Genomic DNA, 13,011 nt, shown 5'->3' on the forward strand with positions numbered 1-13,011 from the left:
TCTATCAACTTACAAAGATAAAAGAAGCAATGAAATAAGAAAAGAATTAATGAAATACTTTTGGTTCAAATTAAACGACCAAATCCTCTACTGTAAAATCTTCTGGGAGTTGGCCGATACTTTGAAGTTTTATTGCGGCTAATTTTTGAGCTAGTATGATGCTCTCTTCTACTGATTTATTAGTGATTTGACCATATAAAAATCCAGTCCAAAAAGCATCTCCGGCACCTGTTGCATCTTTTATTGCATCTATAACTAATGCGGGTTGAGCATATGGCATTTTGCCTTGTTCAGAAACTACTACGCCGTCTTTTCCTTTTGTATAACAAATAATTTTTGCCCCCAATGCATGAAAATAATCAAAAATGAAGGCTTCTGATTTTTCTTCCTCAAACCATCTTAAACAATCGTCTTCACTAAGTTTAACAAATGGTTTTGTTTCTAGATAGGATGCAATTATAGCTTTAGCCTCTTCTTTGTTTGGCCAAATTTTTTCAGAATAATTAATATCAATACTTGTTTGTAAACCAAGTGCTTGTGCTTTTTTTGCTTTAATTATAATGGTTTGCTGTGCAGGATTTTTACTCAAGGCAAAACAGGTCGTATGAAAAATTTTAGCTTTACAAAGCATTTCTTCTGACAATTGCGACTCGAGAATTTGTGCATCTGCTTGTCTATAGGCAACAAAATCTGGTGTAGTTGTAGATTTGGAAACAAAAATTACAGATGTTGGATGTGTTTCGTCTTGTCTTAATGATCTACAATCAACACCCTTTTTTTGCAATTTTTCAACTATATAATTTCCTAAACCATCAGTTCCACAAGTAGCTACAAGCAATGAGTTCAAGCCCAGTTTTGATGCATTCACAGCCACATTCGTGGGAGAACCTCCTAAAAATCTATGGTAATTTTTAGTGTGCCGAATGGACTTATTTACTTCATGCCCAATAAAATCGATGAGCACTTCTCCTACACATAGTATATCTATCGTTTTCATTTTCCTTTCCTTTAATTAAAAAAATAATTCAAATTTATTCTGAATTGCCTGTTCTAAAAGTACTGTTGCAGCGGCGCTCCACGCACAAAAAGCCACACCGTTTGGTTCTTGTGTTTGTGTATTGAAATTTTCATAAAATGAAAAATCTGCTTTAGCATTGGCCTCATTTATATGAGTCAGTAATGAAGTAGCTAATGTTTTATTTTCTTTCAGCAACGATAATCCTACAAATCCATTTACCATTGGCCAAGACCCGCCATTATGAAACTCGTAAGGATAATTTCTAAATTCATATTTACAATTATCTTTTAACAAATTCCAGTCAGTATCTTGTTCAAAAATAGGAGGCCAAAACGCAGGAACCAACTTCAATTCTGTTTCTGCAGCGACTTTAATAGCGTGGTTACAAATAGCTTCCTTTGTACTTTCTTTTCCAATATCTAACAATACAAAAAGGGCATTAGCAAATGCATCATATTGTGTTTTATATCCACATGGTGAAAATGAACAAGGGAGATACGCTTCAAATTTCAAATTAGCATACGCCCGTTCGTGAAATTTTTCTTCGTTGGAATGAGGTAAAAAATTAGCTTTTATTTGCTGCGTAACACGTACTATTTTTTCTGCCAATAATTCATTTTTTTGAAAAAAAGTATAACTTCTTAATGCCCATAAACGAAGTAATTGATCATAGAGCACATACCCATCTGTTATGTATTCATCAGCCCAATTTCCAGATAAAGGCACATATACTAAATCTTTATTATTATATTCCCAAGCATTGAGTAACTGCAAACATTTTTCAATATGTATCTGGTATTTTTCAATAATCTTTATATCGTTTTTATAAATTGCTAATTGACATACGCCTATAACAAACCAAGAAACAGCATCTACACGACCTGCTAATCCGCCATAACTTATTTCGACTTTATTTTCTTTAATCCACACATTAGAAGGGATAGTACCCATTTCGTGCTGGTATGTAGCTAATGTTTCTAAAGTTGCTTCAAATGTTGCAATAAGTGATTTGTCGCCAGACGCCAATGCGGCTAATCCACAAATTACACCATCGCGAGCCCAAACGCGTTGATAATTAGACGTTGCTTCTGCACTAGCTAAAAAACCATGTGGAGTACTTACTCTTTTTAATAAATTAACTGCTTTATGATAGGTTATGGTCTGCACGTACTTGAGATTTTTTTTGATTTGATTTGATAAACAAAGTTAAAATGGCCGCAATTGCTAATAAAACACCCGCAAATACAATAGCTTGTCGGGGATCATTATGTAAAAAATGTTTTAAAATGTATCCAAAACTCAAGGTTTGAATAAACATAGGAATAACAATCATCATATTAATAATTCCCATGTAAACCCCGTACCGTTCTTTAGGTATGTTTGAAACTACCATTAAATAAGGGATTCCCATCATACTTGCCCAACCTATTCCGAAACCTGTTATTGCAGGAAATAATAAATATTTATTAGTGATATGCGGGAAAATTAAAAACCCTATTGCAGCTAACAATAAACACACAAAATGTACGTATCTAGCTGAGTACTTTTTTGCTAAATAGGCCAGTCCAAAAGCAGTTAAAAAAGTAACAATATTGTACCAGCCATTTACTAAACCTGTCCAACTAACCGCTTGTTCATATAACTTGCCATTCTGTTGCGGTGTTGTATTCCATACAGATAAAGCAATACTTTTTGAAGAATTTTGCCAATAACAAAACAAAGCATACCATTGAAATAAATAGACAAGTGCCAGCTGCCACATTACTTTTGGCATATTACGTACTGCCTTAAATATATCTAAGAAGGGTGTAAAAACATGAACTTTTTCAGCTTGCATCTGAAGTAATTCTTCATTAGAAGGGGGGATTTCTTTTGTTGTATGTGAACTCCACCAGACCGATGCAATAGAACAAACTGCACCTAAGAAAAAAGAAGCAAAAACCCATGTAGGTAATTTACCTGTGGTACCCACAAAAAGTATAGGAAAAATAAACAATGAAACGTTCGCCAAAGTTTGACCTAATCCTGTAAAAAAACTTTGTGCTTGAAAACCAGTTGCTTGTTGTTCTTCATCTAATTTATCAGCTATAAATGCTCTATAAGGTTCCATTGCGGTATTATTCCCTGCATCTAAAATCCATAACAATCCGGCAGCCATCCATAAAGAGCTACTAAATGGAAATAAAAATAAGGCGATACTACAGATTAATGCTCCAATAAAAAAATAGGGTTTTCTTCGGCCTCCCCATTTTGGCAACCATGTTTTATCACTTAAAGCACCAATAATAGGTTGAATAAGTAAACCTGTCAAAGGTCCTGCCAAATTTAGCAACGGCAACTCATCTGGACTAGCGCCTAAGAAATCATAAATAGGATTTACCGCACTTTGTTGTAAGCCAAAGCTATATTGAATACCGAAAAATCCAACATTCATATTTATTATTTGCCAAAAGCTCAATTTACTTTTTAGTATCATCTTTGAGTTTGTTTAAAAAGTCTTCAAAATTACCGTTATTTATAATAAATTGTCCTTGTTTATCTACTACTGGAATCCCTAAATTAGCTGTACTTATATTTGCTTCTTTTAATTTAGCCAACATTTCTCTTAAAGCTACAGGATCTTTATCAATATCATAAAACACAAAATTAATTGAATTATTCTTTAAAAATAATTTTGTGTCTATACAATGGTGACAAGAGTCGCTCCCATACACGACTAAAACGGTTGATTTTGGCTCAGATTTTTTTGGCTTTTCTTGAGCTATAAGTGTAGAAACTCCTACTAATAAAAACAGTGTACAAATTATTTTTTTAAGCTTCATCTTGAAAAACTTTTGAAAAACAATTCCTGTACCCAAATAAAGATACAGGAATTGCATAAATTTAAGTATGAAAATCTTTGTTAGAATCTATAAGCGATAGACAATGATGTTGTTCTACCGTTAATAGATCTTGCTCTAACAATATTGTTAGTATTTTCAGTAATACTTCCCTCTTCCACTTCTGTAATACCCATCGTATCAAACACGTTATTGATATTAAGTGTAGCAGAAAGTCCTTTTGTTAATTCAAAACTTAAGAAAGGATTTACATACGCATAGCCTGGCATAACTAATTTGTTATCATCTTGAGCGTATGATTTTGTTGTTCCAATTACAGAGAAACCAAAGTTATTTTGTTTGTTTTTACCAAATTTATACATTGGCACTACATTAAAGATAAAATCAGCTTGTCTTCTAGGTTTGTTTCCATTTAATGCAGGTGTAATCACATCGTCAGCAATTTTTGCTTTTGTATAAGTAACACTTCCATTAACAGAGAAATTATTAATTCTATAGTTTCCTTCTAACTCTAAACCATACGAATTGTATTTTCTTTGAATTTGTCTAATTCCACTTGAACCTCCACCGAAATCCCAGTTTTGTTCAGAAACACCTGCAAAGAATGCCGTAGCATAAATAGCTGATCTTTCTCCTTTTTGTTTAAATCCAAACTCTGCTTGATTTACCATATCAGCACTTAAACCTGGAACTGCTGCACCTGAATTTAATATATTTGCTCCAAATAATAAACGGTCAGCATTTGCTCTACCTCCTCTACTGAAACGTCCAAAAATAGATTGTGAGTCAGATAATAAATAATTTGCACCAAAAGAGTATGATACATATTTAAAATCATAATTGATTGGTTTTCTATTTGCATTATCAACTACAGAAACACTAGCTTCTGGACCTTGAATAGTTCCATTATTATCTACATCTAAATTTGCAGCTTGAGTAGCTCCTGCATAAGTTCCACGTGCTTTTCCAGAATCAAAACGCATACTTACATCAATGCTTAATTTGTCATTTGCTTTTAATTGTCCTGCAACATACGGTGCTGTAATGTCATACGTTGCATCATAATTTCTTTGGCAACAGTTACCCCATGCTGGCACTCCGTAAGCATATAATCCGTTAACAGAATGAGAACCCGCATTTAGTAATGCTGCATTGTCACCTTTAACTTCCATTAAATAAGAATTCCACAACCAAGACATTGAAATGTTTTGGAATGCTTTGTAGTATCCTAATGTTAAATCAAAATTGTTAAATTTCTTAGTTAATTTCATATCATTTGTAAAGTTGTTGAAATTATTAATTTCAGTATCAAATGTATGAATTCTCATTGCTAACGCACTATTGCTAAAGTTTTGGCCTGCTTGTGGACCGTTTGCATAAGTTAAATTTGGCACGCTAAAGCTAGATGCTAAAGCACCACCTGTTGCTACTTCTGCAGGGAATAAAGAAACAAATCTTCCTTTTTGGAAATTTTGTCTGAATTTATCTTCAATTTTCCAGTCATTTCCTAAATCAAAAGCCATTTCTGCTCCAAATGAAGTAGCAATAGGACGCATACCATCCGAAATTGAACTTCTTCTACGCTCACCATCAGCACCTATTGTTAAATTATCTTGGAAATAAGCACTATGAGGCGTGTCATGTAAAATGTTGAAATTTGGTAATGAACTCCATGTTGGATTAGCATTTGTTCCTGATACTTGAACTGGCATAGGTAAATAACCTATTGATTTATCATTTAGGTATTTGAAATACAATTTTACATAACCATTTTCAAAGTCTTTTGTTAAATTTGCTTTAAACTGACCTCCTAAGTTTGCTGTATATCCTGCGTTTCTTGGTCCTTCACCTTGTCTGTAAAAACCACCTACGTGAAAACGCAAGCTAGAAGATAATGGCGAACCGTATTCAAAATCTGTTCTGTTATTTCCGTAATCTAAACCAATAGATTGCATTAATGAACCTCCTTCTTTTTTACCATCTTTACTAATAAAGTTGATGATACCCGCTGGAGAGTTTGATGCTACAGTAGATGCAGAACCTCCTCTGATGGCTTCAACTCTTTGTAATGTTTGATCTGCTCTTACGAAGATATCTGCGTTACCAAATGCTACGTCACCAAACTGCATTACAGGTAAACCATCTTCATGAATTTGTAAAAATTTTGCTCCTCCTGAAGCAATTGGAATACCACGAACGGTAATATTTGCATTACCTTCACCTCCTGTAGATTCTGATTTGATACCAGGAGTAGATCTAAAAATTTCAGCTGTAGATCTTGGAGCTGCTTGTTCTATTTGCGCGCCGCTGATAGAACTTACAGAAACACTCGAGTTTAATTTTGTTTTAGCTCCAATAACTCCCGTTACTACTACTTCATCAATTGAAGCTGATTTGTCAGCTAATTTGAAAGTGGCAGTAGTAGCGCCATTAATAACTACTTTTTGTTGTAAAGTGGCATAGCCCATCATCGAAACTTTTACGGTAACCGAACCGTTTGACAAATCAGTAAGTGTAAAATCTCCATTGGATGAAGTGGAAGTCGCTTTTGAACCAACAGAAACACTTGCTCCGTTGATTGGCAACCCATTAGTATCCGTTACTTTTCCAGATAACGAACCATTTTGAGCAAACGATTGATTAAGCACAAAAAATGCTATAATAAAAAACGTTTTCTTCAAAAAATTAGTAATTTTTTTCATTTTTTAAAATTAATTGGTTAATAATTTTAGTTATAATTAAATTCGAAATTAAAATTTATTGTAGTAAAAAAATGCGAATAATTTATCGAAAACGTTTTCGAAATTACCGAAAACGTTTTCGATTCTATATTATTTTTTTTTGCATATTTGTAAAATGAAAAACATAACGCTAAAACAAATTGCGGAAACATTAGGTATATCCATAACTACGGTTTCAAAAGCCTTAAAAGGATATACCGATGTGAATGAAAACACAAGAAAGTCGGTTTTAGAATTGGCCGAACGTCTTCAATATACGCCAAATAGTTTTGCGGTAAACCTTCGCACACAAGAATCTAAAACCATTGGGCTTGTAATTCCTGAAGTGGTACACCATTTTTTTTCAAACGTAATTAGAGGCATTATTGAAGAAGCAGAAAAAAACGGGTATTTAGTTATCATTTTACAAAGTAGTGAATCTGTAGCTTCAGAAAAAAAACAGATTGAATTATTATTACAAAAACGTGTAGATGGAATTATTATCTCTCTTTCTAATGAGTCTAATAATGAGTCTTATTTTTCACAAATTATGGAACGAAAAATTCCATTGGTGCAATTTGATAAAATTTCCAAACTTATTCCTAGTTCAAAGGTTATCATTAATGATCAAAAAGCGGCCTATTCTGCCGTTTCGCATTTAATTGCAAAAGGATGTAAAAAAATTGCACATATTCGTGGGCCTGTTAATCCACAAAATGCCATTGATCGCTTTTTAGGCTATAAAAAAGCATTAGAAGATCATAACATTTCTTTTGACCCTAAATTAGTTTATACCTGCACAGATGTTACCTTTGAAGAAGGAAAAAGTTTTGCTAAACAAATTTTAGCTTCGCATCCAGATATCGATGGTATTTTTGCCATTACCGATTTAGTTGCTGTGGGTGTATTAGCCTACTTTAACGATCACAAAATTCGAGTACCCGAAGACATAAAACTTATAGGATTTAGTAATTGGTTTATGTCGCAAGTAGTTTCACCAAAATTAAGCACGGTAGATCAACCTAGTTTTGAAATGGGAAAACAGTCTTTTCACTTACTTTTAGAAGAAATAAATGCTAAGAAAGACGGTCTTTCGTTTACCCCAAAAACAATAGAATTAGACACTACAATTATTGAGCGCGAATCTACTTAGTCTTGTTTAAAAAACTAATATTTCGCGTTAAGCCTTCATATTTTGTACGTTTTACTGCCGAATTTTTAAACACTTTGGCAAATGTATCTTGGGTAAGTTCTTCCCAATCTCTTTTTGTGAAATCAAGTAATTCGGGTTTGGGATAAAATAAAGGTTCTTGATGGGGTGTAGCAAATTTATTCCAAGGACACACGTCTTGGCACACATCGCATCCAAACATCCAATCGTTAAACTTGCCTTTCATTTCTTCGGGCAAATTCTCTTTTAATTCTATTGTAAAATAAGAAATGCATTTACTGCCGTCAACGACATAAGGCGCTACAATAGCCTCCGTCGGACAAGCATCTATACAAGCCGTGCAAGTGCCACAATGATCTGTTGTGGGTGTGTCGTATTCTAATTCAAGATCTACAATTAATTCGGCAATAAAATAAAACGAACCCACTTTTTGTGTAATTAAATTGCTGTTTTTACCCACCCAGCCAAGTCCGCTTTTTACTGCCCACGCCTTATCTAAAACAGGAGCAGAATCTACAAAAACTCTCCCGTTTACTTCGCCTATTTCTTCCTTAATAAACTGGAGTAATTTTTTTAATTTTTCCTTAATAACAAAATGATAATCTTCGCCATATGCATATTTTGAAATTTTGTAACTATCAGGATTTTGTTGTTCTGAAGGATAGTAATTAAATAATAACGAAATCACGCTTTTTGCACCATCAACAAGCAATCTGGGGTCTAAGCGTTTGTCAAAATGATTTTCCATATAAGACATTTGCCCATGACGATTTTCATTGAGCCATTTTTCTAAACGCGGTGCTTCTTCTTCTAAAAATTCGGCTTTAGAAATGCCACAAGACAAAAAGCCAAGTGATAAAGCCTTTTCTTTTATTGAATTGGTATATGTGAATTTAGAATTCAGAATTTTGATGTTTGATGTTTGATGTTGGGTGTTTGTGATGGGTGAATCTTAGTTTAATTTAGCTTTAAAAGCCAACGTTTTATTCATTAATTCAAAAGAATAAAGATACAAAAAAGTAAATCTTTCTTCAGTAATGTAATTTCTGTTTTTTGCTTTATATAAACAAGTTACAACTTCGGCAATAGATCTAATTGCATAATTCAAGAATCTTTTAAACTCTTTATTTGATTGTTCGATAGAACCTTCAGAAATATTTAATGCAATTGAATCTGCCGCTCTGTTTACTTGGGAGACTAAATTAAATTGCTCAACTTTTGGAAATGTTGAAGAAGATGTATAAATTTCTTCTGCAAAATCCATTGCTAACCTCCAAATAGTTAATTTTTCAAATTTAAATTTCGTTTCCATCTAAAAATTACGCTTGTATTTAATTTTAACAACCAACACCTGACAGGAAGCATCTAACAGCTTGCAGCTCTTAAAACAATCCGCCTTGAATATTGGTATTTATTTTCCCTAAATGCTTGTATGCTTTTTCGGTTACCTCTCTGCCTCGTGGGGTGCGCATTAAGAACCCTTCTTGAATTAAAAAAGGTTCGTACACTTCTTCTAATGTTTCTCCATTTTCACCTACAGCTGTAGCTAAAGTCGTTAGCCCCACCGGACCACCTTTAAATTTATCAATAATGGTAGTTAAAATTTTATTATCCATTTCATCAAGACCGTGCGCATCTACGTGAAGTGCCTTGAGCGCATAACGTGCAATTTCGGTATCTATAGAACCATTCCCCTTAATTTGGGCAAAATCGCGCACTCTTCGCAATAGCGAATTAGCAATACGAGGTGTTCCTCTACTACGTCCTGCAATTTCGATAGCCGCCTCAAGATCTATAGGTACATTAAGAATAGACGCGCTGCGTTCTATAATAGTAGCCAATAATTCTTTGTTGTAATACTGCAACCTGCTTTGAATACCAAAACGTGCACGCATTGGTGCAGTTAATAACCCAGAACGTGTAGTAGCTCCTACAAGTGTAAACGGATTTAAATTGATTTGGACCGTACGTGCATTAGGTCCACTTTCTATCATAATGTCAATTTTATAATCTTCCATAGCGGAGTACAAATATTCTTCTACTACGGGAGATAATCTATGAATTTCATCTATAAATAAAACATCTCGAGGTTCTAAATTTGTTAACAAACCCGCCAAATCACCTGGTTTATCGAGTACAGGTCCCGAAGTAATCTTAATGCCTACTCCTAGTTCGTTTGCTAAAATAGTTGCTAAGGTAGTTTTACCTAAACCCGGAGGACCGTGAAAAAGCGCATGATCTAAGGCTTCGCCTCTAAGATTAGCGGCTTTTACAAATATTTTTAAGTTTTCAAGGACGTGTTCTTGTCCTGCAAAATCATCAAAACTAAGGGGACGTAAAGCGCGCTCAATGTCTAAATCTTGAGGAGAAAAATTAGCTTGGGTTGGATCTAAATGTTCGTTCATAAACACAAAGATAAGTAGAAGTTTACTTTTTTAACGAATTTGTAGAAAAATAACCTTTACCCGACATGCGAATTTGCAAATCCGCGCTATCCGTTACGAAACATATTCGAGCCATCGGGTTTTAAAATGTTCGTTCATAAACACAAAGATAAGTAGAAGTTTACTTTTTTAACGAATTTGTAGAAAAACAACCTCATTCTTCAAACAATAAAAATACCGTATCTTTGCTAAAAAAAGAATATGCTCATTTATAATGTAACCATCAATATAGACGACAGCGTACACGATCAATGGCTCAACTGGATGAAAACCAAGCATATTGATGACGTACTCGCTACGGGTTTATTTCACAAAGCTAAACTCATAAAAGTACTCGTTGAAGAAGAACTTGGTGGCACCACTTATTCAGTGCAGTATTTCACAGATGCTGCCGAAAAACTCAACGATTACTACACCTACCATGCCCCTCGTTTGCGTGATGAAGGTGCGCAATTATTTGGTGATAAAATGCTTGCTTTTAGAACAGAATTAGAAGTATTAGAAGAATTTTTTACCCGTAAAAACTAATTTTTTCCCAAACGTATGTCTGTAAAAGCAAAAAAACACTTAGGCCAACATTTCTTAAAAGAGGAAAGTATTGCAAAAAACATTGCCGATAGTCTTACGCTTTCTGGCTATGACACCGTTTTAGAAATTGGTCCAGGAATGGGTGTGCTAACGAAATATCTATTAGAAAAACCTGTAACTACCTATGTAATCGAAATTGATAATGAATCGGTAGACTATTTACAGACGCATTATTTGCATTTAGCAGATAAAATAATTGGACAAGATTTTTTAAAATACGACCTCAATCAAGTTTTTGGGACTAAGCCTTTTGCTATCATTGGTAACTTTCCCTATAATATTTCTACTCAAATAGTATTCAAAACTCTTGAAATGCGAAATCAAATTCCGGAATTTTCGGGTATGTTTCAAAAGGAAGTTGCTGAGCGTATTTGTTCAAAAAAAGGAAGTAAAGTTTATGGTATTTTGTCGGTATTAGCACAAGCATTTTATGATTGTGAGTACCTGTTTACTGTTCCGCCAAGCGTGTTTAACCCGCCTCCAAAAGTAGATTCGGGCGTGATGCGTATGATTAGAAAAAAAGATTTTAAGCTTGACTGTAATGACAAATTATTATTCACTGTAGTCAAAACAGCCTTTAACCAACGCAGAAAAACATTAAGAAATAGCTTAAAAAGTTTAAACTTATCGGAAAAGTTGCAAGAAGATAGTATCTTTGCACTGCGACCAGAGCAATTAGCTGTTGAAGATTTTATTCATTTAACCCAAAAAATAGCAGCCGATGGAATTTAAAATCAGTAAAGAACTTATCGAGCAAATTGAAAATTTAATTCATGAAAATCAATCTCATGAGTTAGAACAACTCTTGCATGATGTTCACTTTGCTGATATAGCCGAAATTATGAATGAGTTGGAAGAAGACAACGCCATTTATATTTTCAACTTATTAGATTCTGAAAAAACAGCCGAAATACTTCTTGAGTTAGACGAAGAAGTGCGTGAAAAAATTCTACGTAATTTATCTGCAAAAGAAATTGCCGAAGAGCTTGACGAATTAGACACTGATGACGCTGCAGATATTATTGCCGAATTGCCTCAGTCAAAAAAAGCAGAAGTAATTTCTGAATTAGAAGACGTAGAACACGCTAAAGATATTGTTGACCTTTTACGTTATGATGAAAATACTGCTGGAGGTATCATGGCTAAAGAATTGGTAAAAGTTAATGAAAATTGGAATGTCTTAACTTGCGTAAAAGAAATGCGTCAGCAAGCAGAAAATGTTACTCGTGTACACTCTATTTATGTCGTTGACGATGAAGACCGATTAAAAGGGAGATTGTCGCTAAAAGACTTACTCACAACCTCTACAAAAACACCTATAAGCCAAGTATATATAAAAAAAGTGGACTATGTAAAAGTAGATACTAAAGATGTAGAAGTAGCACGCATTATGCAAAAGTATGACTTGGAAGCCATTCCAGTTGTTGACGAATTAGGACGCTTAGTAGGACGTGTTACCATTGACGATATTATTGATGTCATCAAAGACGAAGCCGACAAAGATTACCAGTTGGCTGCGGGTATCTCACAAGACGTAGAAGCTGATGATAGTGTGCTTGAACTTACAAAAGCGCGTTTGCCTTGGCTTGTTTTGGCACTTCTTGGCGGATTTGTATCTGTGCATGTGCTAGGTTTATTTGAACCTGCTATGGAAGGACATAGAAATTTATTTTTCTTTACACCCCTTATTGCCGCTATGGCGGGTAATGTGGGTGTACAATCAAGTGCTATCGTAGTTCAAGGTCTAGCTAATAACTCGTTAACAGGCAGTCTTTGGAATCGTTTGTTAAAAGAATTTTCCTTAAGCTTATTAAACGGATCTTTATTGTCCTTAATATTGATTTTAGGAAGTCATTTTTTATTAGGCTTCGAATTAATGATAGGCATTACCGTTTCTATCGCCTTATTAACCGTAATTATTTTTGCATCGTTAATTGGCACTTTTATTCCTATTATTTTAGATAAATATGGCGTTGATCCGGCTTTAGCAACAGGACCATTTATTACTACAAGTAATGATATTTTAGGAATCTTAATTTACTTCACTATTGCTAAAGCTATTTTAGGATTTTAAGAAGCACTTGGTTCGTATACATTCGACTTATTGTCGCGCTTTCCACTTTATTTTATTGCGGCTATATCCATCCCAAAGCAATAAAGATGCCATTTCAATCGCGGCTATACTTCACATATAAAAGTGCTAAGCCGTTGAATTATTTTTGATACATCT

The 13,011-nt window shown here is 34.2% G+C and carries 12 protein-coding genes; 4 read left to right on the forward strand and 8 right to left on the reverse strand.

The features are described from left to right. Positions 1-70: 70 nt before the first annotated feature. The 5 genes from RF683_RS09110 to RF683_RS09130 all read right to left on the reverse strand — a co-directional run bounded on the left by RF683_RS09110 (position 71) and on the right by RF683_RS09130 (position 6,560). Positions 71-997 (reverse strand): carbohydrate kinase family protein, encoded by a 927-nt coding sequence (locus RF683_RS09110; protein WP_309531979.1) that lies wholly within the window; start codon positions 995-997, stop codon positions 71-73. A 15-nt stretch (positions 998-1,012) separates the two neighbouring features. Continuing rightward, positions 1,013-2,185, reverse strand: a complete 1,173-nt coding sequence (locus RF683_RS09115; RefSeq protein ID WP_309531980.1) for a glucosidase family protein — start codon at positions 2,183-2,185, stop codon at positions 1,013-1,015. After that, entirely contained in the window at positions 2,163-3,494 is a 1,332-nt protein-coding gene (locus tag RF683_RS09120; RefSeq protein WP_309531981.1) for an MFS transporter, read from the reverse strand. Before RF683_RS09120 ends, RF683_RS09115 begins: the two co-directional genes overlap by 23 nt. After that, entirely contained in the window at positions 3,478-3,840 is a 363-nt protein-coding gene (locus tag RF683_RS09125) for a glutaredoxin family protein (RefSeq protein ID WP_309531982.1), read from the reverse strand. The genes RF683_RS09120 and RF683_RS09125 overlap by 17 nt, the downstream gene beginning before the upstream one ends. 80 nt (positions 3,841-3,920) lie before the next feature. Continuing rightward, positions 3,921-6,560: a TonB-dependent receptor gene (locus tag RF683_RS09130; protein ID WP_309531983.1), complete on the reverse strand. Its 2,640-nt coding sequence runs from the start codon at positions 6,558-6,560 to the stop codon at positions 3,921-3,923. Between the two features lie 154 nt (positions 6,561-6,714). On the opposite strand from RF683_RS09130, the gene RF683_RS09135 reads away from it, so the two are divergent. Next, positions 6,715-7,731 carry a LacI family DNA-binding transcriptional regulator gene (locus RF683_RS09135; protein ID WP_309531984.1) on the forward strand — a complete coding sequence of 339 codons (1,017 nt, stop codon included), beginning with the start codon at positions 6,715-6,717 and terminating at the stop codon, positions 7,729-7,731. Here RF683_RS09135 and queG read toward each other — a convergent pair. The 3 genes from queG to ruvB form a co-directional block, all read right to left on the reverse strand. Further along, on the reverse strand, positions 7,724-8,653 hold the full coding sequence (queG, locus tag RF683_RS09140) for a tRNA epoxyqueuosine(34) reductase QueG (protein ID WP_408733700.1): 930 nt from the start codon (positions 8,651-8,653) through the stop codon (positions 7,724-7,726). The two genes, RF683_RS09135 and queG, sit on opposite strands and share 8 nt — an antisense overlap. A gap of 48 nt (positions 8,654-8,701) precedes the next feature. Continuing rightward, positions 8,702-9,061: a four helix bundle protein gene (locus RF683_RS09145; protein ID WP_309531985.1), complete on the reverse strand. Its 360-nt coding sequence runs from the start codon at positions 9,059-9,061 to the stop codon at positions 8,702-8,704. 70 nt (positions 9,062-9,131) lie between these two features. After that, a complete protein-coding gene (gene ruvB / locus RF683_RS09150; protein ID WP_309531986.1) occupies positions 9,132-10,154 on the reverse strand; it encodes a Holliday junction branch migration DNA helicase RuvB in 1,023 nt (340 codons plus the stop codon). Positions 10,155-10,394: 240 nt separating this feature from the next. Between ruvB and RF683_RS09155 the strand changes: the two genes are divergently transcribed. From RF683_RS09155 to mgtE, 3 genes are read left to right on the forward strand one after another with little or no spacing between them, the layout of a single operon-like run. After that, the gene (locus tag RF683_RS09155; protein WP_309531987.1) at positions 10,395-10,721 is read left to right on the forward strand and encodes a DUF4286 family protein; all 327 of its coding nucleotides are present in this window, start codon (positions 10,395-10,397) and stop codon (positions 10,719-10,721) included. Between the two features lie 15 nt (positions 10,722-10,736). Further along, positions 10,737-11,513 carry a 16S rRNA (adenine(1518)-N(6)/adenine(1519)-N(6))-dimethyltransferase RsmA gene (rsmA, locus tag RF683_RS09160; RefSeq protein ID WP_309531988.1) on the forward strand — a complete coding sequence of 259 codons (777 nt, stop codon included), beginning with the start codon at positions 10,737-10,739 and terminating at the stop codon, positions 11,511-11,513. Further along, complete coding sequence (gene mgtE / locus RF683_RS09165) at positions 11,503-12,855, forward strand: magnesium transporter (protein WP_309531989.1); 1,353 nt, start codon at positions 11,503-11,505, stop codon at positions 12,853-12,855. The genes rsmA and mgtE overlap by 11 nt, the downstream gene beginning before the upstream one ends. The last annotated feature ends 156 nt before the right edge of the window (positions 12,856-13,011 follow it).

This window comes from Flavobacterium sp. 20NA77.7, assembly GCF_031326205.1.
GTDB classification, from domain to species: domain Bacteria; phylum Bacteroidota; class Bacteroidia; order Flavobacteriales; family Flavobacteriaceae; genus Flavobacterium; species Flavobacterium nakdongensis.